Origin of the sequence: Vibrio viridaestus (genome assembly GCF_003856525.1) — a bacterium.
Classification (GTDB): Bacteria; Pseudomonadota; Gammaproteobacteria; order Enterobacterales; family Vibrionaceae; genus Vibrio; species Vibrio viridaestus.
The window spans coordinates 58,950-83,902 of record NZ_RJVQ01000003.1; the positions used below are offsets into that span (position 1 = coordinate 58,950).

A 24,953-nucleotide genomic window follows, 5' to 3' on the forward strand; every position below is an offset into this window, starting at 1 on the left:
GATTTCATGTTAGTGATTTCCCACCATCAATGGTCAGCGTAGTTCCCGATATGTAATTCGCATACCGGGAGCAAAGAAACAACACTGCGTAGGCTATTTCTTTTGGCTCGGCGAAGCGTTTTAATGCGACAGTGGATTTTAATTCTTCAATATACTCTGTCGGAGTTTTGCCTTCTAGTGGGGCTCTAGAACTGAGTGCATCTCGCAGCAGCTGAGTATCAGTAAAACCAGGGCTGACTGCCGTAACACAAATACCATGAGAACCAAGTTCTTTTGCCAGCACCTGAGTTAGGCTATTAATACCGGCTTTGCTGATTGAGTAGGGACCATTACCATATTCACCAACCTTTCCAGCAATAGATGAAATGTTAATGATTTTGCCATGTTCTATACCCGAATTAACCATTGTTTGAGCAACTTGAGTCGCAAGAAGGTAGGCGGCTTTTAGATTGATGTTAAGAACACTATCCCAGTCATTTACAGTTAACTTGTCCATGGTTTTAGAAATGGACACGCCAGCACAATTGACTAGTATATCAATGGATCCCATGGCGAGAGCAGCTTGATTTACGAGAGATTTTATTCCTTCACTGTCAGAGATGTCTACTGGAAGCTGGAATAGATGACCTTGATTTTCTATTAAGCTCAAAGTTTCGTATGAGGCCTGCAATTTAGCCTTGTTTGCGCTGGCAATGAACATATTCGCGTTCAGATTTCGGAACTCTTTTGCTATTTCTAAACCAATGCCACTCGATGCGCCGACGATAAGACAGTTTTTTCCATTAAATGAGAATTGCATTTGTCGTCCTGATTTTAGTCTGTTTTTTGCAAGCGTTTACGCTAACAACATTGCTTTTAGACTTACAAAGGCTTTAGGCAAAGCTTCAATCTGTATCCACAAAATAAAAATCCGCATTACACAAAGCCGTGAGATTTTTACTCGACATGTTGATCTTTATCACTCAGGAAAGCCATCAAACCTTTTCGCTTCGATTCCATCTATATGCCACTGCGTTTGTTCACTACAGAATATTTGCGCATCTGGTTTTCGTGTTGGTTCCGAGTCTAAGCTTCCCGCTGGGATAATCAGTGCTTTACCACTTTTAGAAAGATAGGGAAGAGGGGAGCCACACTCAGTACAGAAAACTTGCGAAAATGTTCGTGTTGGGTGCTCATATCGCTTGGTAAGCTCCGCCCCTTTGATCCAACGAATATTATCTATACGGGTAAATAGATTACTCGCATGATCTGAACCAGTCATTCGCCGACATTGTTCACAATAGCAAAAATAAAAATGCTGAAAATCGTCTTCGACCTCAAAACGAACCGCACCACACACACAACTACCCGAGATTGTCCTTTGCATATAACGTCCTTTTGCTTAACTGTTTAAAAATCATACTCCAATCATCTGGGGATGTAACTTATTTATGTCGTGATCTCAAAGACAGTGAAAACAAACTGAGATAACATTATGGATAGTTAGCTCAAAAGGTTAAATATTATGAAAATTTCCGTTGATGGTGGTTCCTTCCGCCTAGCGATAGAGACTCAATATGACGGGTTGGTTGCAGAGTCAACTGCCGTGTTCCATGAGACTCTGGATGTGGCAAAAACAAATGACAGGGCAATACTGCGATTTCTACAGATCATTCTGGAACACCGTGAGGATGACGATGCAGTTGGCTATGCCGTTCTGGGTCTACTCGGTTGGTATAATGAAGTGATTAATCCTGTCACAGATAAGGATATCGAGCTTAATTTACCCAAAATATTACCTCATCTCATGAATCCGTCAGGAGATTTAAATGCGTTTAGTCCATCAGGGGCAAACACGTTTAAGCATTAATTTATTGTTCTTTTCATACTCCGATCAGCCCGTCATTCTGGCGGGTTGATCTCATTTCAGAGAAGCTGTTCCTGTCAGACTCCACATTTTTAGAATAAAATTTTTACAATTGATAACTATGTTTCTATGATGTTAAACATCTTAATAACGTGATGTATTTTTGATGTAAAAAAATCATAAGAGCAATAAAAATGAAACATGTGACTATTTCCGATATAGCAAAATCTGCGGGGGTAGGGACAGCAACTGTCGATCGAGTTCTTAATGGCAGAAGCTCAACTAAACCAGCGACTGTTGCAAAGGTTCTAAAAGCGGCAAGAGATTTGGGCTACCGTGATAAGCAATCAAAAATCTTGGTTGTAGAAGAGCCTGAACCTCAAGACGTAAAAGGGGCTTTTAGGGTTGGTTTTGTTCTGCTTTCAGAAAGTTATTCATTTTATAGAACGCTATCTGATTCTCTGAAAAAGCAGGCAAAAAGATACACTAATATTGAGCCTGAGTTTGTCTTTTTAGCATTTAATCAAATCGAAGAAGCTGCTACAGCAATTATCAACTTTTCAAAGTCTGTCGATATCGTAGGCGTTGTGGCACAAGATCATCCATTAATCCGTCATGCGGTGAACGAAGTGGCAGAAGATGGGACTAAGGTCATCACTATGTTATCAGGCCTATCTCCTTGTAAACAGGCTGCTTATATCGGTTGGGATAATAAAAAAGCCGGCAGAACAGCTGCTTGGGTGGTTGAGCATCTTTATCCAGACGCAGGGAAAATTGCCATATTTATTGGTGATAACCGTTTTCTATGCCAGGAGAGCTGTGAGATAAGTTTCCGCTCTTATCTGCGCGAGAACGGCATGCACCATTTGGTACTTGAACCTAAAAAGACCTGTGAAAATATCGAGGAGGCATACAAAGAAACAATGCAACTATTTGATGCACATCCAGATATTACCCTTATCTATGCGCCATGTGGTGGTGTGGAAGGGATTGCACGAGCTCTTAGAGAGCTAGAGATACAGCGTAAAGTTACACTATTGTGTCATGGTCCTTTAAATGAACAGCAGCTAATGTTTATTGACGGGACAATTGATGTGATGTTTTTACATCGTTTGGATGAGTTCTCTAATTACACCATGGCGGCATGTAAGAAAGTCTTCAGTGATCGGGAGTGCGGATTTTTAAATGTTAGCGTTGGTTTTGAGTTGGTTACGATTGAAAACTGCTAATGACTATTTAGCATGTTGAAAATAGGAAATTGTTTATTTGTGACATGTGGCACATGAATATTCTTATCCACTGATTGGTGGCAAAACATGCTTTCTAGGGAATTTGTTTTTTCGGTTCGCCTATTTGATTCTAAGGCATCAAGGTGAAAAAAATTTTGAAGATCTCAATCATGGTTTGATTGCTTTACATTTGTTTGGTTTCTTCTGCGGTGATTTAATATCCACATTGCATGTGGGAGTTTAATTACGCTGTATTTAGGGAGGACACCATGCGATCTCAATCTTCGGGACATAACGTTATTTATGTCATGTATATCTGCTTGGTCGCTGCGTTAGGCGGTCTACTATTTGGTTTTGATTCATCTGTTATTTCTGGAGCAATCGAGCCGTTAAGTGAATATTACCAGCTTACTCCCGCATCTGAAGGATGGGCTGTATCAAACGTTATTATTGGCTGTGTTGTTGGGTGTTTTTCTGCAGGGAAGATTGCTGATAAATACGGACGAAAAAAAACTCTGGTTGTGACAGCACTACTGTTCATTGTCTCGGCTGTAGGTTCCGCTTTAGCAACACATTTTAGTGCTTTTGTTATATTTCGTATGATTGGTGGGCTCGGTATCGGTATCGCTTCTGTTATTTCTCCTGTCTATATTGCGGAGGTTGCACCTAAAGATTTTCGTGGCAGAGCGATGACAATGAATATGATTTGCTGCGTTGGTGGTCAAGTACTTGTTCTTCTTACCAATTACTTAATCGCAAAAGGTGCGACCAATGAATGGTTAGTTTCGGAAGGATGGCGTTGGATGCTCGGTTCTGCATTTATTCCGTGTATTCTATTTTTAGTTTTTGTTGGTCTAATTCCTGAATCTCCACGTTGGAGTGTCATGGCTGGCAATGATGCTGGAGCACTAAAAACACTGACTCGCATTTCCGGGGCAGAACATGCAAGGCAGGTATTGGCCGAGATTAAAGAGTCGCTTCATCAAGACAGACAAAGTGCGCAGCAAGTTGAGAGTGTAAAATTTAATCGTAAAACAATGATCTTCCTAGTAATTGGTATTGGACTGGCTGTGTTTAACCAACTAACGGGGATTAATGTTATTCAGTACTTCGGTCCCTCACTATTGATGAACGTAACGGATACAGTACAGCAAGCTATGTATATGACGATTTTCCTCGCAGGTCTTCAGTTTGTCGGGGTCTGCGTCGGGATGTTTCTTATCGACTCTCTGGGTCGTAAAGTTTTACTTCTTTGGGGATCAATTGGTTCAGCAGTTTGTTTGCTTGCGACCTTTATTACGTTTTACTACGGAGTGAAAGGATTTACATCGGTCATCGGACTATTTGGTTTTGAATTCATTTTCGGCATTACCTGGGGACAAATTGTTTGGACGGTTATTGGTGAAATATTCCCAAACAGACTAAGGGCGGTTGGTATGGGAGTCTCAATTGCTACGATGTGGATTGCGAACTTCGTTATAAGCCAAACTTTCCCAATGATGAACCAAAGCACTTGGCTGACAGACAAATTTCATGGTGGTTTTCCACTCCTATTATTTGCTGTTTGTTGTCTGGTTTCTTGGTGGTTTGTGAAAGTGTTTGTCCCAGAAACCAAAGGTATACAGCTTGAAAAAATGGAGGATTTAGTTTTAAACAGAAACAACCCAAATAAAGCAGCAGAAGTATCAACAGAACGAGTTATTTCATAAACCTAACATCGAGAAAGTTGGAAATTATTATGACAATCAGTATTGCTAATGCTCCTTGTAGCTGGGGTGTTGATGACCCCCAAAATCCTTATTTGCCATCTTGGCAAAAGGTATTATCGGAAGCGAGTTCAGCAGGGTATAAAAGTATCGAATTAGGGCCATGGACCTTTCTTCCGACAGATCCAAAAGAGCTAACACATTCTTTGAATGTGTATGGTCTTTCGATAGTCGCGGGGACGATATTTGATGATTTGGTCAGTGAAAGTAATTTCCAGTATATAAAACAACTTACTCATGATATTTGCCGCAATTTATCTCAGATACCGACGGCTCAAACCTGTGATGGGGTGAATAAGCAGCCACCTTATCTCGTCATTATCGACTGGGGTGATAAAAACCGAGCACAACTTGCTGGGCAGGTGGAGATCTCGCCACGACTTGCTGATGAGAAATGGGTAACGATGATGGAGCACATTAAAATCATCGCGAGGATTGCTCAGGAAGAGTATGGCGTTCGACCAGTGATTCATCCTCATGCTGGTGGTTGGATTGAATTCTCTGATGAAATCGAAAAGCTGGTAAGAGATATTCCATACGATGTTGCTGGTTTATGTCTGGATACAGGACACCTTTATTACTCTGGAATGGATCCAATCACTTATCTCGATAAATATTTCGAGAAAGTTGATTACATCCATTTTAAAGATGTCGATGCAGATAAATATAGAGATGCGTTAGCTCGTCAAGTCGAATTCTTTGCTGCATGTGGAGAAGGGGTAATGTGTCCAATAGGCAAAGGCGATATTGATTATCCCGCTATCCAAGCCTTTTTACAGCAAAAAGGTTATCAGGGTTGGATTACCATAGAGCAAGAGAGAGATCCCAGAGATGCAGACGGTAGCCTTGCGGACGTTACTGCAAGTCTAGAGTATCTGACTTCCGTTGGATTCAACGCTTAATCCCCCAGAAAGTGATAAGGATGATGAATATAGGGCTCGTTAATACTAACGAGCCCTATATCTATATGTGGTGCTTTAGTTTAAAGCGGCCGTTGTACAGTGGGTATTCACATGAGCTGCGTTAAATGGGAGTTGATATTTCTTAGCAATGCGTACAAATCGAGCTACGTAGCTACAGCGATTTTTAGGCGGCAACCACTCATCAGGGCCTTTATCCCCTTTTTGGCGATTCAGTGATGCCTCAACGCTAACGAGATTCGCTGGATCATTAGCAAAAGACTGCCGTTTCTCTTTTGTCCACTTATTGGCACCGTGTTGCCATGCCCAACTTAGCGGTACGATATGGTCAATATCGATTTGAGAAGCCTTATAAATTACTTTACCTGAATAAGGAGATATCCACTTGCCACGAATAACACGACACTGCTTGGATGAGTTGTAGGTCACGGTTGACGTACTCTGGCGAATAAGAGCTTCTTGACGGCTATCTTGGCAGTCATGATCATTGTCAGCCCAGCCATGACCAAACTGTGATCGAGAGTAGCCTGAGTTTGATACAGAGGACGATTTGTTATTGGATTTGATTGATTTTGGGAGTCTTCCATTATGTGCCAAGCAAGCTTTTACTGTTTTAAATGACGTATAAGACTTAACTGAATTGTAGTAGGGCGAATTTGTATCATGGCATATTCCGCTGCTAGATTGCTTAACCAACGTAGCATCACTGGAGAATGACGCTAAAAGAAGTATCAATGAAATGAAAAAATTGTACATGTAGTGTTATTTTATGTGATGTGAGTCGAACTAATGATAGTAGCGTATCACTTACATCTCAATTTGTGTTGGGTTTTGTCGGAATTAATGTAAAGACACAGTTAAACATGAGCTTAACTGTGTGAAGTTATTATTTGGACCCTAAATAAGTAAGGTAAAGCAAATCTACTTGGGTTGATTGTGAGTGTTTTGCTCGATAAGTTGCTTGAGGTCTTGGATTTCTTGCTTAAGATCAGTAATTTGATCATTCAGGTTGGTAACAACATGGCGGTCTTTTTTGCTGTCATCATCTTCGAGAAACCAAGATGCGATAAAACCAGTAAAGGTACCAAATAACCCGACACCCGCTGTCATCAGGATAACGGCGACTATTCTTCCTTCATATGTTATTGGATAGAAATCACCATATCCTACCGTTGTTATAGTAACAAATGCCCACCACAGAGCATCTCCTGCACTTTGAATATTGGCGCCCGGCACTCCTTTTTCTAATTGTAAAATGGAGATTGCTCCAAAGATTACAAGGATGATAGAAACACAAGAAACGAGGGAAAAAGTACCGTGCATTTTGTTGCGAAATAAAAAATAGACAATGATTCTGGTTGAACGAAGTACTCGCAATACTTTGATTACACGAAAAATTCGCCCATACCGAAACATATCGAGCATTGGTATGCTAGAGATGAGATCTATCCAACCCCATTTCATGAATTTTAGTTTATTTGGTGCCGCTCTGAACTGAATGACAAAATCGATAAGAAAGAAGATACAAATTATATTATCAGTGATTCGTAGGATTTTTTTTGTATCTGTCGATATTGGGAAAAGCGCTTCAGCACACAAAGCAAGTAGTACATATATGGACAATATTAGAGTGAAAATTTGGAAAGGACCTATTTCACCTTCTGGAGTGTGAATTTTTTTTCTGGTCATGGTGCTTTTCCTGCAAGGAACGATATATCTTGCTTGATAGCATACCACTTTTACTCGGCTAGTTTCGCTTACAGTTACAATTAGAAAATAAAACAGCTTTTGGATGGTGTATGAATTAAAAAAGACTAGTGTATCGGGACTGCTGCTCTGAACGATACACTAGCAGTGAAAGCGCATTAGACAAGCGCAAGTAAAATTGTACCAACCGTTGCCGCTGCGGAAAGATATTGCCCCGCAGAATAAGAGCTGTCATCATCTTCTTTCATCTTGTCTGGATGTTCCATCCCAAGCGCACCATAGGTAAATGATTCAACTTTGTCGCCAACAGTCTTATCTTTTGTTTCTACTTTGCCTTCTTTATCAATTTGCTTTAAAGCTTCTAAAAGCGCCTTCCCTTCATCGGAAAGGGTAACTTTATTGTCTTCCACTTTCATAAGTGAACTTGCTTGCTGCTCTGCCGACTGTGGCTTTGCAAGAGAATGCGACTTCACTGATTGAGGTGAATATAATGACGTGGATGAACCAACTCTTACTGGATCCATAACGTTCTCCTACCAATCTCCTAAATGTGTTATCGGAGCGCTTTTGAAAAACTTGAATGAAAATTTACGAATTCAAGACATATTTCTGATAGAAGATTTATAGCAATATGTGTGCCTAGTTTATCTTGCGAAATACTCTTATGGAAAAATCGGCTTCACAGTGGAACTCGCTTCGAGATTTTAAATCTTGTTTTATCTCTTCTGATGCCCTCCAAGCAAACGGAGTCATCTGTAGTAAATCAAACGCAGATTCGCCATCTAAGCTCATCGGGTAATGTAAGTTATCGTCAGCAATTAGTTCAAACCCATCAATAGACTCTGGGGTTTCGTCGTGTAAATGAACCTCACTATAGATCAGCTCTTTTAGCTGATAAAGATGTCTACCAGCAGGAGTTACAGTAACTATTATGCCGTTCGATTTTATACAGCGCTGTAGCTCGTCACCATTGCATGGCGCATAAATACGCACTACGGCATCAAGCTCTTTATCTCCAAATGGAAGGCGGTTACTTGAAGCGACACAGAACTCACAATGCTTATACCGTTTAGCGGCATATTTTATGGCGACTTTAGATATATCGAGGCCAAAAACACTTGTGTCTTGTTGATTAGAAAAGGAGAGCGCAAAGTCATTGGTATAAAAACCTTCACCACAGCCGATATCGAGTACTTTAGCGCAAGGGTTGGTAACATATTGACTGAGTTTTGCCGTCACCTGAGAACGCATGGGCGTATAAAATCCTTTTTCCAGAAAACGCCGTCTGGATTGCATCATCTCTTTATTATCACCAGGATCCTTTGAACGCTTATGCTGCACCGGCATTAAGTTAATATAACCTTCTTTTGCAAAATCAAACTGATGTCGATTATTGCAGGTCAGACTATTCTGGTTTTTTATTAAAGGTTCGTGGCATAAAGGACATTGATACACTGAAATTGCCTCATTGGAGTTTTTAAGGCGAGATTCTACTAAAAAGGGCGGTAAATTGCCGCCCTAAAAGTCATTATTTTGCCGCTATATTAGTCGATAGCGTATAGGTTTCCCCTGGTTGCAGCGTTTGACCTGCGGATAGGCAATTTGAATAGAGTGTGGATTCCACACAGAGCATATGTTTGAAACCATCGTCGTTCATATCCGACATGCCTTTTGCACCAGCTTGCCATGGATTCCATGCGACTGCAGAATTATCACCACCATTTTTAACCACCAATGTACGATCCCACTCTTCGTCGTGCACGGTAATAACGGGGTCTGGCTGAGTGTAGACACGATCAATCGTGTCAGTGAGTACTAGCGTCTCTTCACCAACACACTCTTTTCCGCTTTGCAGACTATCCAAATAATGAATACCCAATCCTTTGGTTTGAGTTTTTTCGATGTCACCAACATTTAGGTAACTGTGCAAGGCACCGGAGAATGTCCAAGGACGTTCATCGGTATTCTTGATGCTCAGGCTTACAGACAGTGAGTTTGTTATTTCAATCGTTATTGAGACTGCAAACTCATAAGGCCATATATGGCGAGTCTCTTCATTATGTTCAAGGCGCAATGTTAGTATGACACCGTCTTCATTTTCGCGATGTTCGACTAGCTGCCATTCAGTAATACGAGCAAATCCATGACTTGGTTCTGCTAAGCGCGCAAACCAAGGCCAGCAGAGTGGAATTCCCCCTCTGAGGGCAGTCTTACCATCAAATTTTGCTTGCTTGCTCATGAACAAACACTCTTTTTGCCCTTTGGGTTGGAATGAGATGATGTGTGCACCAAATAACGAAATCGCCGCAGTGGCTTTTTCATGATAAATTCTAAGGACTTTAACTTGGTCTACTTGTACCACACTGATGCTGTCTGACAAGACGCTGATAGCCGGCAATGATTGTAATTCCATAACATCATTCCTTTCGTTTGGCGATGTAAACCTCTACTTTAGACTTATCGTTATGTAGAGATCAAAGTTGAGATATAAAAAAGGCGACTCAAGGCCGCCTTTTTTTCATTCTTAGACTTTACGTCAACTAATTACTTAGAGATGTGAGCAATTAGGTCAAGAACTTTGTTTGAGTAACCGATTTCGTTGTCGTACCAAGATACAACTTTAACGAATTTGTCAGTTAGAGCGATACCAGCTTTAGCATCGAAAACTGAAGTACAAGTTTCACCGATGAAGTCTTGAGAAACAACTTGGTCTTCAGTGTAGCCTAGAACGCCTTTAAGTTCGCCTTCAGAAGCTTCTTTCATTGCTTTACAGATGTCAGCGTAAGAAGCTGGGTTAACTAGGTTAACTGTTAGGTCAACAACAGAAACGTCAGCAGTTGGTACACGGAAAGCCATACCAGTTAGTTTGCCGTTAACTTCTGGAAGTACAACGCCTACAGCTTTAGCAGCACCAGTTGAAGATGGGATGATGTTCTGAGAAGCACCACGACCACCGCGCCAGTCTTTAGCAGAAGGACCGTCAACAGTTTTTTGAGTCGCTGTAGTAGCGTGAACTGTTGTCATAAGACCAGATTCGATACCGAATTTGTCGTTAAGAACTTTAGCGATAGGTGCTAGACAGTTAGTAGTACAAGAAGCGTTAGAAACGATGTCTTGACCAGCGTAGCTGTCGAAGTTAACGCCGTTTACGAACATTGGAGTTGCGTCTTTAGAAGGACCAGTTAGAACAACTTTCTTCGCACCAGCAGTGATGTGTTTGCGAGCAGTTTCGTCAGTTAGGAAGATACCAGTTGCTTCAGCAACTACGTCAACACCAATTGCATCCCATTTTAGATCTTCTGGGTTACGCTCAGCAGTTACGCGAACTGTGTTACCGTTCACTACTAGGTTACCGTCTTTAACTTCAACAGTACCTTTGAAACGACCGTGAGTTGAATCGTATTTTAGCATGTAAGCCATATATTCAACGTCGATAAGGTCGTTGATACCTACAACTTCGATGTCATCACGTTCACAAGACGCACGAAAAACAAAACGGCCAATGCGGCCAAAACCGTTAATACCTACTTTGATAGTCATTATAGTTGCTCCACAACTTAATTTCTGATTAAAGATAACTGGTAGTAAAATTACAGAAACCAGCAAAATCTGCAACAGATAATCCGACTTATATTGTTCAAAGTCAAAAAAAAGCACTGCTTTTTTTATCTGGCCTTTGCAAATGTTTATTTTTTAAACTTATTCAGTCCCTGTATACTAACAGCTCATTTCAATACCTAATAAATCCATGGTATTTTGTTAAATCTTAACTGAAAATGTTAAGGGTTGAAAGTATGTGCCACAAATGAAGTAAAGCGCAAGTTTTTCCTTACACAAATAATCATTTTCGAAAAAGGTAACAGGAAAGTAAGTTGGATAAGATAAATAAGCCAGATGAATACTGGCGTGAAAAACTCAGCGACGAGGCCTATCGTGTCTGTCGCGAACATGGAACAGAAGCCCCTTATACAGGAACCTTACTACACAATAAAGAAACGGGTATTTATCATTGTACATGCTGCAATGCGCCGCTATTTACGTCTGATAATAAATATGATTCTGGCTGTGGATGGCCAAGTTTTGATGCACCAGTTAATGAAGATGCCATTCGATATTTAGAAGACAAATCATTTGGTATGACGCGGACAGAAATTCGCTGTAATGCATGCGATAGCCACCTTGGACACGTATTTGAAGATGGCCCGCAAGACACAACCGGTGAGAGATACTGTGTTAATTCGGTGTCGTTAGTTTTCAACAAAAATGACTAAAAAGCACCAAAAACTGCACCCGGTTGTAATTTAATTAAATGTCTCCGGAATCAATGATGAGCGGTAATCGCCATCATTGATAGCATCTATTACTGTGTTTGCAATCGTATCCAGTTTTTCTTTCTTCTCTTCATCAAATCCATAGAGGAGAGATAGTTCTTTGTCAGAAACGATAGGAGCACCAAACGCTTTGCTTGTCATCGCCCAGATGTAGGATTTTTCCCTCTGGCGTAGTAATTTATACACACTCGCCAGCGATTCCAAAGCGCTTACATTAATGTTTTCAGGTGATTTAGTCAGTTCGATAGACCGATTAAGTAGCCCGACCGTTTTTTGTCGGTCTCGGTCTATGTAAAATGTCGCTAAAGCATATTGCATATCCGGTGTATCCAGCTCTTTTTTTCCTTCTAGCTGGAGAAAGCTTCTTCTAGCTTCGGTATCTCCCGTTTGACTCCAAAGGAAATAGAGTGATTTGGGCGTGTTGTAATTATGGAGTTCCTTTTCGAGTCTTTTGAGACTATCACCTGCATTCACCAAGGCATTAAATCGTTGCTGTTTTAGCTTGGCTTGTTCTATAGGTTGAATTTGAGCTGCCACTTCTAAGCATTTGAGGTATTCCTGAGTTAACGTGTACTCTTGGATTTTGTTTGCGTCTGTTGCATCTTTACTGACCTCATAACGGTGCCAGATGAGATTTGTTCGAGGAATACGACATTGACCATCATTAATGTTGAGTTCATCGCATTTTAGTTGCGGATTATTGGCGCAGAGTTCGTCCGTATTTCTGGTATTTTCAAAGCAGCCTGTTAGTGAGCAAATACATACGGCAAGCACAGTTAATTTTAGTTTTGTCATAGTGTAAGCTTGTGATCCATTACTACAATTTCCAGGTCGTCTCTTGACTCACCGAACATTGGGTTTAAGTTGACATAAATACGAAACAAAAGAGCCTAAAATCATCAATGAATAATCAACAATTAATCGATGCGATTACTCCCGAAGCTTATCAGCGACTTCTTTTTGCTGTCGAAACTGGAAAGTGGCCTGAAGGCAATATTCTGTCTCAAGAGCAAAGAGATTCCTGTTTACAAGCAGTTATGCTTTATCAATCTAAGCATAATCTAGAACCTCAACATATGACAGTCGCTGCTGGTGGCGAACTCTGTTTTAAGTCAAAATCTGAATTAAAGCAACAGTTTAAAGAAGATATAGCTCACGAAAAAATATTATCGATCAATCCAAATGAGTCTGATTCGTAGGTTTTCTGAGGTGTTGAAGTTAAAAAGAGCCGAGTGGCTCTTTTTTTGATAGGTATCTATTTAGACATTTCACCGCGAAGCACTTCTTGCATCTTTAGCTTAACATCTTCATAGCTAAGACCTTTGCTTAGCAAGTAATGTAATTTTGCCAGAGCGGCCTCTGGTGTCATATCGTAACCACTAATAACCCCAGCGTCTGCTAGAGCACACCCAGTAGCGTATCCACCCATGTTTACTTTCCCAGCCAAACACTGAGTTAGATTCACAACGATAACACCACGTTTAGATGCGTCTTCGAGTTGCTCAAGAATCTCGGGGTTTTGTGGCGCATTACCGACTCCAAACGTCAACAGGATCATGGCATTAACTGGTTGCAGTAGGGTATTGCGAATAACCTCGAATGAGATTCCTGGGTACATTGTGATCACACCTACTGGCTGAGGTGTTATATCACTTACACGGAACTTGCCTTCAGGCTTTTTGTCGATTTCGACGCCATTACTGACACGAATATTGATGCCAGCCTCGAGTAGAGGAGGCAAGTTAGGTGAAGTAAATGCATTAAAGCCATCGGCATGAGATTTGGTACTGCGGTTTCCGCGCATTAATTGGTTATTAAAGAATAACGTGACTTCATTAATCGGGTAGTTAGCTGCAATATGCAATGCATTCAACAGGTTGGCCTGGCCATCGGAACGAAGTTCAGCGATAGGAATTTGAGAGCCTGTTACGATAACGGGTTTACCCAAGTTTTCTAACATAAATGACAAAGCAGATGCTGTATATGCCATTGTGTCAGTACCATGGAGAATGACGAAACCATCGTAATTATCGTAATTATCGCGAATATCATTGGCTATTTGTTGCCAGTGCGCAGGCGTCATGTCTGAAGAATCGATGAGAGGTGAATACTCATGAATCGTATACTCAGGCATTTCTGGACGATGGAATTCTGGCATTCCAGCCAGCTGTTTTTCCATAAAACCAGCAACTGGAACGTATCCGTGATCTGATTTTTGCATTCCAATGGTGCCGCCAGTGTAGGCGATATAAATATGTTTTCTAGACATGGCTAATTGTATTTAGGGAACAGGAGGACAATTATAGCCGATTATCAGGTAATAAAAAGGGGAGATCAAACTCCCCCCGTATCTTATTCTGTTATCTCAAGCTTTGACATTATTTAACATCGCATGTGAGACACAACGAGTACTGACCTCTTGGATCATTGAGCATATCAATAAGCTCGCGATTACCCGATACCGCTTTCGCATAAGTTTGTAATGACTCAGGTAAAAGACTGCTGATGTCGAAGCCAATTGACGCCTTTGCGCTTTGAGTAAATTCAAACATTAACTGTTCGAATGTGGAAAGTGGTTTTTCCATCCAGTCGAGTTCGTAATGATCAATTTTCGCCAATTTTGCGGCCAAAGCGACAGCATCATCGAAATCACCCAGTTTATCGACAAGACCTAAGTCAAGTGCATCTTTCCCTGTCCATACATGTCCTTGAGCAATTTTATCTACATCGTCAAGAGACATATTTCTACTTTGCGCAACCAAGCTGATAAATCGATGATACCCGTGCTCAATTACCATTTGAATGCTCTGTTTGGCACCATCTGATAGACCAGATGCTAGCCCCTGATTAGAGAATGGTGTTGTGCCCACGCCATCAGTGCTGATACCAATATTATCCAACGCCTTTTCAAATGTCGTAATGACACTGAATATACCAATTGAGCCTGTTAAGGTCGTTGGTTGAGCCATAATTTGATCCGCACTCATTGATATCCAATACCCGCCTGATGCTGCCAAACTCGACATCGATACCACAACCGGTTTACCTGCTTTTTTCAGGGCGAGAATTTCGTTACGAATGACTTGAGAAGCAAAAGCACTGCCTCCGGGGCTATCCACTCGAAGCACAACTGCTTTGATTCTTGGATCGTTTAGTGCATCGCGTAGTAGTGCTGCAGTTGAGTCTCCTCCGACCGTTCCTCTTGGCTGATCGCCATCCATAATTGCGCCGTCTGCTACTACGACTGCAATTTGATTACCAGAGAAAGTTCCTTTCTGAGTCGTACCCATATAGTCATAAAAACTCACACCTTCAAAGCCATCTTTGCCATCACTACCAAATGTTTTGGCCAAAAGCTGGCGAGCTTGCGGGCGCGTAACCAGTTGGTCAACCAACCCCATATCGAGAGACAGTTGGGCAATATTTCCGTTTACGGCTTTAAGCTTGGTCAGAAACTCATTCATATCGAACTGTAATGTCGATGGTTCAATTTGCCTATTTCCAGTTACGTCATTGATGTAAGCGTTCCATAGTTGTCCCAGCCAGCGTTGGTTTGCTTCTTTTGCTGCAGGAGACATGTCGGTACGCATAAACGGTTCAACGGCAGATTTATAAGTGCCGACCCTGAAAATGTGTGTGTTGATGTTGAGCTTATCAAGTAAGGTTTTGTAGTACATACCGCTAGTACTATAGCCCTTGAGTAATACTGCACCATCGGGAGAAAGGAAAACTTTATTAGCATAACTTGCAAGATAGTATTGACTCTGTGAGTAATAATCACCAACAGCTATCACAGGCTTGCCAGTTGCTTTAAACTCATTAATAGCTTTTGCAATGTATCTGAGCTTGGTTAAGTTTGTCTCAGACATTTTTGAGAGTGAGAGAACGAGACCTGTAATATTTTTATCGTCCTTTGCAGCACGAATTTTATCGACGATATCAAATAATACGTTTTCCTTAGGCAGAGAGTTACCTAATACAGAATGATTCAGCGATTCAACTGGGCTGGCATAGCTCGCTTGCTCGACGATAGGACCTTCTAGATCAAGGACCAGCGCAGATTTGGTTAGAGTGGGTTCGGGCGAGCTGGTGGTATCCGTATAAGCGTAATAAATAGCGCCAATAATGACGAGAAAAATAAGGTTGAAAAACGCTTTGCGGATAAAATTAATTGCTTTCCAAAGTATTTTGAAAATTAGGCCGATAAATCTGAAGATTGGCTTCATTTTCTCTCCGTTAGATTTTGCCATGAGAAGCTATCGCTTCCTAGGGATGGATGACTGAAGGTAATCGTACGTTATAACGAAATAATGGACAACCAGTTGAACAGGAGAGAATAGATTAATTAACAAAGGTTTGAAGTACGGGACACATTAATGCATCCCGTTTGAAAGGAATTATAAAATAACGGTCTTGTTACCATATACCATGACATGATCGTCAATTACTTTAGTCAATGCTTTACTCAAGACATTCTTTTCAACGTCGCGACCCGCTTGAGCCATCGATTGGGCAGTAAACGTGTGGTCTACAGGAATGACGTCTTGGCAAATGATTGGACCTTCATCCAAATCGTTAGTAACAAAGTGAGCTGTTGCACCAATGATTTTAACACCACGGTCAAATGCCTGTTGATACGGTTTTGCGCCGATAAATGCAGGTAAGAAACTATGATGGATATTAATAATGCGATGGTGAAAGCTTTCTACAAAACCTGGCGTTAATACGCGCATGTATTTAGCTAACACAATAAAATCAGGCTCATATTGATTAATTTGCGCAAGTAACAATTGTTCATGTTCCTCGCGGCTCACGCCCTCATGAGAAACATGATGATAAGGAATGCCGAACTTTTCTGTTAGGCCTTGTAGCTTGTCGTAGTTACCAATGACAGCGGCAATCTCGACATCAAGACTACCATCAAAGGTTTTCATCAGAATATCACCCAGGCAATGCGCTTCTTTTGTTACCAGTATTACGATACGTTTGCGGCCGGAGCTAATGAGCTTGTACTTAGTATCTTGTGGTAATGCTTGCTCGATGTCCCCAAGGAACGTTTGATCGTTAAAGTAGCCTTCCAGTTCTGTTCTCATAAAGAAATCGCTGCTTGAAGTATCAACAAATTCTCTGTTGTGAACGATATTCAACTGATGCTTATAGCAAATGTTCGTGATTTTAGCGATCAGACCTGGTGCATCTTTGCAATGCGTGAGAAGGGTTTTCTTTTCCATTAGTGATGATTTCCGACGAATTTTGAAACTAAAATAGGGTTTTGATGCGTATTGGGTGAGAATACGCTCTCAAGATAGTGGGTATAATTAATCTAAATCGCGTCGATATTCAACAAAATCCCGTAACTAATTTTCATCAATGAATCTTTGTTTAATTCGTTTTGCTGCAAAATGAGCCTTTTTACTGAGATTAAGATTCGCTCTAAACGCTGAAAACTGCCATAATTTGCGGCCTGTTAATGTCAAAGAATCGGTTCGATGGTCGCAAAGATTTTCTCTCCACAAGGTGCGTTAGGCAAGGTTATCCCTGGCTTTCAGCCTCGTCAGGCTCAGATAGATATGGCTGAGGCAGTCAATGAAGCGATTGAACATGAGCAGCAACTGGTCGTCGAAGCTGGAACCGGTACAGGTAAAACCTTTGCCTATTTAGTCCCAGCATTGAAAAGTGGTAAAAAGATTATCATCAGCACTGGGTCAAAAAACCTGCAGGAGCAGTTATTTCACCGAGACTTGCCCTTAATCGTTAAAGCACTCGAATTTTTTGGCCATGTCGCACTTCTTAAAGGTCGCGCTAATTACTTGTGCTTGGAAAGGCTGGATAGACAAATTCTGGAGAGCCACACTGGCGAAGTCGATACTAGCCAGTTTTCTGAATTGGTGAAAGTTAGACAGTGGTCGTCAGAAACGAAAACAGGTGATTTAGGTGAGTGTGACTCTTTGCCTGAAGACAGTCAGGTCATTCCATCGATTACTTCAACCAATGAAAACTGTTTGGGGAAAGAGTGTCCTAAATTTAATGACTGCTTTGTCTCGAAAGCTCGTAAGCGTGCGATGGACGCTGACGTTGTGGTGGTTAACCATCATCTATTCCTTGCTGATCTGGCAATAAAAGAAACAGGCTTTGGTGAGTTAATACCTGAAGCCGATGTGTTTATCTTTGACGAAGCTCACCAGCTACCAGATATCGCCAGTCAGTACTTTGGACAGTCCTTGTCTAGCAGACAAATTCACGAGCTATCGAAAGATATCGAGATTGGTTATAGAACCGAAGCCAAAGACATGCGTCAATTGCAAAAAGTGGCTGAGAAGCTTCGTACGATATCAATGGATATGCGTTTGGAGCTCGGAGAAACTGGCTATCGTGGTAATTGGCGAGAAGTCGTTAAACGCCCAGGAATTCAACGCGCAATTGAACGTTTAAGTGAAACACTTCAATTCGCGATAGACGTGCTTAAGCTCGCTTTAGGGCGCAGTCAGTTGCTTGATTCAGCCTATGAACGAGCAACGACTGTTCTGGGGCGACTGAACCGTGTTTGCGATGTGTCTATCACAGGTTATTCCTATTGGTTTGATACGACACCGAGACATTTTAGTTTGCATATCACACCTCTATCTGTCGCGGACAAGTTTAATGACCAGATGCAACAAAAACAGGGAAGTTGGATCTTTACGTCTGCAACGCTAGCGGTAAACGACGATTTCGGCCATTTTTCCCATCGATTAGGGCTAAAGCCAGTCAAGCAGTTCTCTTTGCCCAGCCCGTTTGATTATCAAAATCAGGCACGCTTGTGTGTTCCTCGTTATCTGCCAGAACCTAACCACCCGAAAATGGCACAAAAGTTAGCCGAGATGCTCGGGCCAGTTATTGAAGCGAACCAAGGTCGGTGTTTCTTTCTCTGTACGTCACATCAAATGATGCGACAACTGGGTGAGATGTTTAGAGCTACGTTGAATCTTCCGGTACTCATGCAGGGAGAGACCAGTAAGCAGAAAACGCTCGCTGAATTTATGTCCCTGGGGAACGCTTTGTTGGTTGCGACTGGTGCTTTTTGGGAAGGTATTGATGTTAGGGGCGATGCCTTAAGCTGTGTTATTATCGACAAATTGCCGTTTACCGCACCGGATGACCCATTACTCAAGGCTCGAATAGAGGATTGTCGCCTGCAAGGAGGTGACCCTTTTCAGCAGGTACAATTACCCGAAGCCGTTATTACGTTAAAGCAGGGAGTGGGTCGTCTAATCCGGGATGCCGAAGATAAAGGCGCGTTGATTATCTGTGATAATCGATTAGTGACACGTGATTATGGCCGTTTATTTTTGGCTAGTCTTCCTGCGATTCCCAGGACACGTGATTTAAGTAATATTCAAGAATTTTTAGAAACCCTATCTCAAAAAAAGTAAGTTAGAGACCAGAATGAGCACAAAAATTTTAGCCATTGATACTTCAACAGAAAATTGCTCTGTAGCACTGATGATTGACGAGCAGTGCTATGTTCGCAGAAGTGTCGCACCCAGAGATCACACCAAAAAGGTATTACCGTTGGTAGATGAGTTATTAAAAGAAGCTCAGCTGACCCTTAAGGATTTAGATGCTTTAGCATTTGGTTGTGGTCCTGGTAGCTTTACTGGGGTACGTATAGGTATTGGTATTGCCCAAGGGCTATCTTTTGGTGCTGATTTACCACTGATTCCAGTTTCCACTTTAAAAGCAATGGCACAAGGTTGCTTTAGAACCACTGGTGCAAAATTTGTAGCGCCCGCTATTGATGCACGCATGGCTGAAGTTTATTGGGCTCGTTATGCTCGTCAAGATAATGGTGAGTGGACTATCATTGATCAAGAAGCTGTTATTGCGCCGCAATTGTTGGTGGACTCATTAGCTGGTGATAGTGAAACGTGGGTATCCGCCGGCACGGGTTGGGAAACCTATGGGGATACGCTTTCCGGACTCCCATTTGACACAACCGCCAGTGAAGTTTTATATCCTGACGCTGAGGATATCGCTAATATTGCACGATTTGAATGGCTTAATGGAAACACTGTGTCCGCTGAGGACGCTGCACCGGTCTACCTCCGTGACAACGTTACGTGGAAAAAGCTGCCCGGTAAGGAATAATTATTTTATTAGAGTAGTCTGAGTTAAGAGGACGGTTATGGTTTCAATTAATGGTTTGCCACCATCGTCAGGCTTATCCAGAACGAACAAAGCGTCTCGTTCAAAGAAGAGTCATGATGCTCAGACTTCATCTTCTGAAGCTAGCAGCAGCACTCAGCCAACCAGAGTAGCTAGCGCTGTTTCTCAGTCTCTTCGCACTATGAATGAGGCTGAAATTGAAGGTAATCGTATTCAGTATGATCTACCTGAAGGAAAGTCTAGGAGAGCTCTGGAAGAATATTATGCCATTTATAATCAAGCGAAACGTGATGAGCTTGCTCAGATGTTAGGAGTCGATATCTATATTTAATTACTCATTTCGAGAGGTAGGTTCGATGCGTTCTGTTTTTTCTATTCACACCGTTATCATCAGTGCGTTAGCTTTGGTTTTGAGTGGCTGCGTTACAATGCCAACTGAGTTGACGACAACAAACCCTAATGTCATTACTGATTATTCGAGATGGTTAAAAGAAACGCCGGCAGGAACACAAGTGAGGCTTGGCGGAGTTATCGCTAGTGTGACAAATCTTAAGAATCGCACCCGAATTGAAGTGGTTAATCTGCCATTGACCTCCGCTGGAAGACCGAATCTAAACTTTGAGCCACAGGGGCGATTTATTGCTTACATAAACGGATTCATCGATCCTGTTACCTTGTCCAAGGGGCGCTTATTATCCATGTTAGGAACCTCTCAGGCACCAGAAGAGTCGAAGGTGGGCGAGTTTAATGGTCAGTTCCCAGTGATGAACGTTGATAGTTATCATCTTTGGCGTATCGAAGAAAGAGTTGTTGTCGATCGAATGGGTTCGTATCTGAGACCTTGTCATACGATGCTGTGTCGAGATGATCAATTTAACCGAGCCAGAGTGATACAAGTCGTAAAATGAGATCCCCCTTAGCACGTATTGAATATGGAGACATTGCTACTGCGAAAGTCTCCATTATTTTTATCCACGGTTGGCTGGATAATGCCGCCAGTTTTTCTCGCTTAATGGAGAAAATCCTCCTTACCAGAGATGATCTTCACTTATGTGCATTTGATTTACCAGGCCACGGCTATTCAATGCATAAAGGTGAATACTACTTTTACCCATTTCACGACTATTTAGACGATCTTAATCAGGTTTTAGCCGAATTTAAGCAAAATCCTTGTATTTTAGTTGGACATTCACTTGGTGGTTTGATTGCAAGTTGCTATAGTGCCGCCTTTCCTGAAAAGGTGCAGGGACTGATTCAGATTGAGGGGAAAGGTCCTTTAAGTGAACCGCCGGAAATGAGTGTGGTCAGATTACGAAAAGGGCTAGAAAATCGTGAGCGGATGCGAAAAAAAACACGCAAAGGATATCCTAGTTTTACCAAAGCATTGGCTCATCGAAGTAAAAGTTCAGCATTATCTGAATCAATTGTGGAGCCGATAGTACGACGTGGTTTGGTTGAAGATAATGGCTACTGGTATTGGCGTGCAGATCCCAAGTTGAGTTGTCAGTCTTTATTTCGTATGTCACACGAGCATGCACAGGAAATAGTGGATCATATCGAGTGTCCGTATGCAATTATACTGGGTGAATCAGGCTACGAGCACCTAAAATCGACTTCAGCGATAAGATTGAAAAAAGACGTTGTGGTTGAAACTGTTGTTGGTGGGCATCATTGTCATATTGAGTCACCAGACGCAGTAAATAACATTATTCAAGATTTAGTGCGGCGTGTGGTACCCAGTCATTCGCTTTAAACATATCAATATTATAAGAAAGAACAGATTCAGTTTTTACGAGGAGTATCTGAGTGGATAAACCATGGCTTGGTCGTTACCCTAGTGGTGTGCCGGAAACCATCGATCCAGATATGTATCCGTCTCTGTTAGAGATGTTTGAAAATGCAGTAAACAAGTTTGCTGATCAGCCTGCCTTTATCAATATGGGTACGGTAATGACGTTTCGTAAACTTGAAGAAAGAAGTCGTGCATTTGCCGCCTATCTTCAGAATGACCTAAGGCTGCAAAAAGGCGATCGCGTCGCGTTAATGATGCCTAACTTATTACAGTATCCTGTTGCTCTATTTGGAATACTGCGAGCAGGTATGGTCGCAGTCAATGTAAATCCGCTCTATACCGCCAGAGAATTACAGCACCAGCTAACCGATGCAGAAGTCAAAACAATCGTTATCGTATCCAATTTTGCTCATTCATTGCAGAAAATCATCAAGCAGACGCCTATTGAACACATTGTGATCACGAGCCTCGGGCAGATGTTGCCGAAGCCTAAGGGGACTTTGGTCGATTTCGTAGTGAAATACGTAAGGAAGTTGGTTCCCAGCTATCATTTACCTAATGCCGTCTCTATGCGTAAAGCGATTCGTATTGGTCGTCGACAGCAATATGTCAAACCCGACATTACTGGAGATGATATCGCATTTCTTCAGTATACTGGTGGTACGACAGGTGTCGCCAAAGGCGCCATTTTAACCCACCGTAATATGGTTGCGAATATGGCGCAGGCTAAAGGTGCGTATGGCAGCCTACTTAAAGAGGGTAAAGAGCTCGTCGTCACGGCATTGCCTCTTTATCATGTCTTTGCGCTTAGCGTTAACTGCCTTTTATTTATTGAAATGGGTGGCAAAAACCTACTTATTACCAATCCTAGAGATATGAACAGTTTTGTAAAAGAGCTTCAAAAGCATCCTGTTACGGCAATTACGGGTGTCAATACACTATTTAATGCTCTTGTTCATAACGACGAATTTAAGTCGATGGATTTTTCACACATGCATTTATCCGTTGGCGGTGGCATGTCTGTTCAGCGTTCTGTTGCCGAAAAATGGAAAGCGATTACGGGTATTCACTTGCTTGAGGGATATGGACTGACAGAATGTTCACCTCTTGTGACAGGCAACCCCTACGACGTTAAAGACTACACTGGCTCCATTGGTCTACCTGTCCCATCAACGGAAATAAGATTGGTAGATGATGAGGGCAATGTTGTTCCTTTTACTGAAACGGGGGAGTTGCAAGTTCGCGGACCTCAGGTAATGAAAGGTTATTGGAACAGGCCTGAGTCAACTGAAGAAGTTATGTGTTCTGAAGGCTGGCTGTCGACAGGTGATGTCGTTCGAGTTGATGAAGATGGTATGGTGTTCATCGTTGATCGAAAGAAAGATATGATCCTTGTTTCTGGCTTTAACGTCTATCCAAATGAAATTGAAGAAGTGGTAGCGATGCATCCTCATGTGGTTGAAGTTGCAGCGATTGGTCAGGCAAGTGATGCGACAGGAGAGGCAGTAAAAGTGTTTGTTGTTGCTAAAAATGATAAGGTAACCAAAGACGATATTATTCAGCACTGCCGTCAGCATCTAACAGGATATAAAGTACCGAAGCTTGTTGAGTTCAGAACTGAACTGCCTAAGACGAATGTTGGAAAGATTTTGCGACGTGAGTTGCGTGAACAAAACGAAAAAAATTTACAGGCTCAGGCGTAGTTATTGTTGGTGTGAATCCACGAACGATGACCTGAGACTTTTGCTAAAGTGAGTCAAGCGTGAAATATAATATTATTAAAGAAGTGAGTCAGTTAGAAGATGTATGTACAGCAGCAAGGCAGCAGGAAGCTGTCATGCTTGATACCGAATTCGTCCGTATACGCACTTTTTTTCCTCAGCTTGGCTTGATCCAGTTATATGATGGTCATCAGGTATCGCTAATTGATCCCCTTGCTCTATCTGATATGACGGCGTTCGTTCAGCTCCTGCAGGATAAGTCAGTCATGAAAGTGCTTCATGCGTGTGGAGAAGATTTAGAGGTTTTTCAAAACAGCTTTGGTTGTCTACCAGAGCCTTTCGTCGACACACAAATTATGGCGGCATTTTTAGGGTATGGTTTATCTACGGGGTTCGCGACGTTAGTACAAGATATTGTCGATCTCGAGCTTGATAAATCAGAATCTCGTGCTGATTGGTTAGCTCGTCCTTTAAGTGATAAGCAACTCGATTATGCAGCGGGTGATGTTTATTACCTTCAACCTATTTACGATCACCTAAAACAGCAGATTGTTGCTCAGGATTGGTGGCAAGCTGTGTTGGATGAAGCACAGCTCCAGGCTGATAAGCGCGTGGCAGAATACGATATTGATAATGCATATCAGGATGTAAAAGGCGCTTGGCAGCTGAATCGAAAGCAACTGGCTACGCTAAAACCGCTGGCGAGCTGGCGCTATTCTGAAGCAAGAAGGCGCGATTTGGCGCTGAATTTTGTCGTAAAGGAACAAGATTTACTGACTATTGCCAAGCTCGGTTTAGTGAGCCCTAAAAGAATGGAAGAAGTCGCGACAGATGTTCGCTCTATACAACGTCATGGGAATACGCTTAGTCAAATCGTTGCGAACAGCTACAAGATAGCTGAAAGCGAATATCCAGAGCTAATTGTGCCAATTCATGATTATCGAGGCTATAAGCACCTGTTTAAGCGGCTCAAAGATGAAGTTAAGAAGGTTTCTCATACAACTGGCTTAGCAACTGAGTTTTTGGCATCGAAAAAGCAGATTAATCAGCTTATTAGTTGGGTATGGAAATGTGATAGACAAACGGGTCCATTGCCTGAGCTAATGCAGAGCTGGCGCAAAGATATGTTGGGCGACACTCTTAATACGATGATTGATCATCGAGACTAATCACGAGACAAGAATTAAGTAAAAGCCGGAGTTCGACTCCGGCTTTTACTTATGAATTACTTTTCTTCGTCTGGGAGCTTTACATTCAGCTCCAACACCGAGATATCATCGTCTTTATGCTCCAGAGACAATTCGACCATATCTGGGTCGATTGCCACATACTTGGCGATGACTTTTAAGATGTCTTCTTTCATCTGTGGCAGATAATTAGGTGCCGGGTCGTTTTGACTTCGACGTTCTGCAACAATGATTTGAAGCCGCTCTTTTGCAAGGCTGGCAGAGGTTTTCTTATTGGATCGAAAAAACTGTAATAATGACATTATGTAA

26 protein-coding genes are annotated in these 24,953 nt (G+C 41.9%); 13 read left to right on the forward strand and 13 right to left on the reverse strand.

Translation table 11 applies throughout. From position 1 onward, the window contains the following. Window positions 1–4 precede the first annotated feature (4 nt). Both EES38_RS07865 and EES38_RS07870 read right to left on the reverse strand, forming a co-directional pair. Window positions 5–799 (reverse strand): SDR family NAD(P)-dependent oxidoreductase, encoded by a 795-nt coding sequence (locus EES38_RS07865; protein WP_124936635.1) that lies wholly within the window; start codon window positions 797–799, stop codon window positions 5–7. A gap of 159 nt (window positions 800–958) precedes the next feature. Beyond that, the gene (locus tag EES38_RS07870; RefSeq protein ID WP_124936636.1) at window positions 959–1,366 is read right to left on the reverse strand and encodes a GFA family protein; all 408 of its coding nucleotides are present in this window, start codon (window positions 1,364–1,366) and stop codon (window positions 959–961) included. A gap of 138 nt (window positions 1,367–1,504) precedes the next feature. Between EES38_RS07870 and EES38_RS07875 the strand changes: the two genes are divergently transcribed. From EES38_RS07875 to EES38_RS07890, 4 genes are all read left to right on the forward strand, one after another. Next, window positions 1,505–1,849, forward strand: a complete 345-nt coding sequence (locus EES38_RS07875; RefSeq protein WP_124936637.1) for a hypothetical protein — start codon at window positions 1,505–1,507, stop codon at window positions 1,847–1,849. A 191-nt stretch (window positions 1,850–2,040) separates the two neighbouring features. Next, the gene (locus EES38_RS07880) at window positions 2,041–3,075 is read left to right on the forward strand and encodes a LacI family DNA-binding transcriptional regulator (protein WP_124936638.1); all 1,035 of its coding nucleotides are present in this window, start codon (window positions 2,041–2,043) and stop codon (window positions 3,073–3,075) included. A 269-nt stretch (window positions 3,076–3,344) separates the two neighbouring features. Then, window positions 3,345–4,784 carry a sugar porter family MFS transporter gene (locus EES38_RS07885; protein WP_124936639.1) on the forward strand — a complete coding sequence of 480 codons (1,440 nt, stop codon included), beginning with the start codon at window positions 3,345–3,347 and terminating at the stop codon, window positions 4,782–4,784. A gap of 29 nt (window positions 4,785–4,813) precedes the next feature. Next, the gene (locus EES38_RS07890) at window positions 4,814–5,743 is read left to right on the forward strand and encodes a TIM barrel protein (protein WP_124936640.1); all 930 of its coding nucleotides are present in this window, start codon (window positions 4,814–4,816) and stop codon (window positions 5,741–5,743) included. Between the two features lie 75 nt (window positions 5,744–5,818). Here EES38_RS07890 and EES38_RS07895 read toward each other — a convergent pair whose 3' ends face one another. The 6 genes from EES38_RS07895 to gap form a co-directional block, all read right to left on the reverse strand. Then, on the reverse strand, window positions 5,819–6,517 hold the full coding sequence (locus EES38_RS07895; RefSeq protein WP_124936641.1) for an HNH endonuclease family protein: 699 nt from the start codon (window positions 6,515–6,517) through the stop codon (window positions 5,819–5,821). Between the two features lie 165 nt (window positions 6,518–6,682). Then, window positions 6,683–7,450, reverse strand: coding sequence for an ion transporter (locus tag EES38_RS07900; protein ID WP_124936642.1), 768 nt, complete (start codon window positions 7,448–7,450; stop codon window positions 6,683–6,685). A 176-nt stretch (window positions 7,451–7,626) separates the two neighbouring features. Further along, window positions 7,627–7,992, reverse strand: a complete 366-nt coding sequence (locus EES38_RS07905; protein ID WP_124936643.1) for a hypothetical protein — start codon at window positions 7,990–7,992, stop codon at window positions 7,627–7,629. 115 nt (window positions 7,993–8,107) lie between these two features. Beyond that, window positions 8,108–8,923: a 23S rRNA (guanine(745)-N(1))-methyltransferase gene (rlmA, locus tag EES38_RS07910; protein ID WP_124936644.1), complete on the reverse strand. Its 816-nt coding sequence runs from the start codon at window positions 8,921–8,923 to the stop codon at window positions 8,108–8,110. Between the two features lie 73 nt (window positions 8,924–8,996). Then, complete coding sequence (locus EES38_RS07915) at window positions 8,997–9,881, reverse strand: D-hexose-6-phosphate mutarotase (RefSeq protein WP_124936645.1); 885 nt, start codon at window positions 9,879–9,881, stop codon at window positions 8,997–8,999. 131 nt (window positions 9,882–10,012) lie between these two features. Continuing rightward, window positions 10,013–11,008 carry a type I glyceraldehyde-3-phosphate dehydrogenase gene (gene gap, locus EES38_RS07920; RefSeq protein ID WP_124936646.1) on the reverse strand — a complete coding sequence of 332 codons (996 nt, stop codon included), beginning with the start codon at window positions 11,006–11,008 and terminating at the stop codon, window positions 10,013–10,015. A gap of 332 nt (window positions 11,009–11,340) precedes the next feature. Between gap and msrB the strand changes: the two genes are divergently transcribed. Then, the gene (gene msrB, locus EES38_RS07925) at window positions 11,341–11,739 is read left to right on the forward strand and encodes a peptide-methionine (R)-S-oxide reductase MsrB (RefSeq protein ID WP_124936647.1); all 399 of its coding nucleotides are present in this window, start codon (window positions 11,341–11,343) and stop codon (window positions 11,737–11,739) included. A 30-nt stretch (window positions 11,740–11,769) separates the two neighbouring features. On the opposite strand, the gene EES38_RS07930 is transcribed toward msrB, so the two are convergent. After that, window positions 11,770–12,594, reverse strand: a complete 825-nt coding sequence (locus EES38_RS07930) for a DUF2989 domain-containing protein (RefSeq protein WP_124936648.1) — start codon at window positions 12,592–12,594, stop codon at window positions 11,770–11,772. 107 nt (window positions 12,595–12,701) lie between these two features. Here EES38_RS07930 and EES38_RS07935 point away from each other — a divergent pair, with 107 nt between their 5' ends. Then, the gene (locus EES38_RS07935; protein ID WP_124936649.1) at window positions 12,702–12,998 is read left to right on the forward strand and encodes a YeaC family protein; all 297 of its coding nucleotides are present in this window, start codon (window positions 12,702–12,704) and stop codon (window positions 12,996–12,998) included. Between the two features lie 56 nt (window positions 12,999–13,054). Here the strand turns inward: EES38_RS07935 and ansA are convergent, their stop codons facing one another. The 3 genes from ansA to purU all read right to left on the reverse strand — a co-directional run bounded on the left by ansA (window position 13,055) and on the right by purU (window position 17,030). Further along, window positions 13,055–14,068 carry an asparaginase gene (gene ansA / locus EES38_RS07940; protein ID WP_124936650.1) on the reverse strand — a complete coding sequence of 338 codons (1,014 nt, stop codon included), beginning with the start codon at window positions 14,066–14,068 and terminating at the stop codon, window positions 13,055–13,057. A 109-nt stretch (window positions 14,069–14,177) separates the two neighbouring features. Then, complete coding sequence (gene sppA, locus EES38_RS07945; protein WP_124936651.1) at window positions 14,178–16,025, reverse strand: signal peptide peptidase SppA; 1,848 nt, start codon at window positions 16,023–16,025, stop codon at window positions 14,178–14,180. A 171-nt stretch (window positions 16,026–16,196) separates the two neighbouring features. Beyond that, window positions 16,197–17,030: a formyltetrahydrofolate deformylase gene (gene purU, locus EES38_RS07950; protein ID WP_124936652.1), complete on the reverse strand. Its 834-nt coding sequence runs from the start codon at window positions 17,028–17,030 to the stop codon at window positions 16,197–16,199. Window positions 17,031–17,288: 258 nt separating this feature from the next. Here purU and yoaA point away from each other — a divergent pair, with 258 nt between their 5' ends. The 7 genes from yoaA to rnd are packed head-to-tail and all read left to right on the forward strand — an operon-like array spanning window position 17,289 to window position 24,626. Continuing rightward, the gene (gene yoaA, locus EES38_RS07955; RefSeq protein ID WP_124936653.1) at window positions 17,289–19,211 is read left to right on the forward strand and encodes a DNA repair helicase YoaA; all 1,923 of its coding nucleotides are present in this window, start codon (window positions 17,289–17,291) and stop codon (window positions 19,209–19,211) included. Window positions 19,212–19,224: 13 nt separating this feature from the next. After that, window positions 19,225–19,926, forward strand: coding sequence for a tRNA (adenosine(37)-N6)-threonylcarbamoyltransferase complex dimerization subunit type 1 TsaB (gene tsaB, locus EES38_RS07960; protein WP_124936654.1), 702 nt, complete (start codon window positions 19,225–19,227; stop codon window positions 19,924–19,926). 37 nt (window positions 19,927–19,963) lie between these two features. Next, window positions 19,964–20,275: a chromosome partitioning protein ParA gene (locus EES38_RS07965; protein ID WP_124936655.1), complete on the forward strand. Its 312-nt coding sequence runs from the start codon at window positions 19,964–19,966 to the stop codon at window positions 20,273–20,275. A 25-nt stretch (window positions 20,276–20,300) separates the two neighbouring features. Then, the gene (locus tag EES38_RS07970; RefSeq protein WP_124936656.1) at window positions 20,301–20,852 is read left to right on the forward strand and encodes a Slp family lipoprotein; all 552 of its coding nucleotides are present in this window, start codon (window positions 20,301–20,303) and stop codon (window positions 20,850–20,852) included. After that, window positions 20,849–21,697: an alpha/beta fold hydrolase gene (locus EES38_RS07975; RefSeq protein ID WP_124936657.1), complete on the forward strand. Its 849-nt coding sequence runs from the start codon at window positions 20,849–20,851 to the stop codon at window positions 21,695–21,697. Before EES38_RS07970 ends, EES38_RS07975 begins: the two co-directional genes overlap by 4 nt. A gap of 53 nt (window positions 21,698–21,750) precedes the next feature. Next, the gene (fadD, locus tag EES38_RS07980; RefSeq protein WP_124936658.1) at window positions 21,751–23,439 is read left to right on the forward strand and encodes a long-chain-fatty-acid--CoA ligase FadD; all 1,689 of its coding nucleotides are present in this window, start codon (window positions 21,751–21,753) and stop codon (window positions 23,437–23,439) included. A gap of 59 nt (window positions 23,440–23,498) precedes the next feature. Further along, window positions 23,499–24,626, forward strand: coding sequence for a ribonuclease D (gene rnd, locus EES38_RS07985; protein WP_124936659.1), 1,128 nt, complete (start codon window positions 23,499–23,501; stop codon window positions 24,624–24,626). 56 nt (window positions 24,627–24,682) lie between these two features. On the opposite strand, the gene minE is transcribed toward rnd, so the two are convergent. Further along, window positions 24,683–24,946 (reverse strand): cell division topological specificity factor MinE, encoded by a 264-nt coding sequence (gene minE / locus EES38_RS07990; protein ID WP_124936660.1) that lies wholly within the window; start codon window positions 24,944–24,946, stop codon window positions 24,683–24,685. Window positions 24,947–24,953 lie beyond the last annotated feature (7 nt).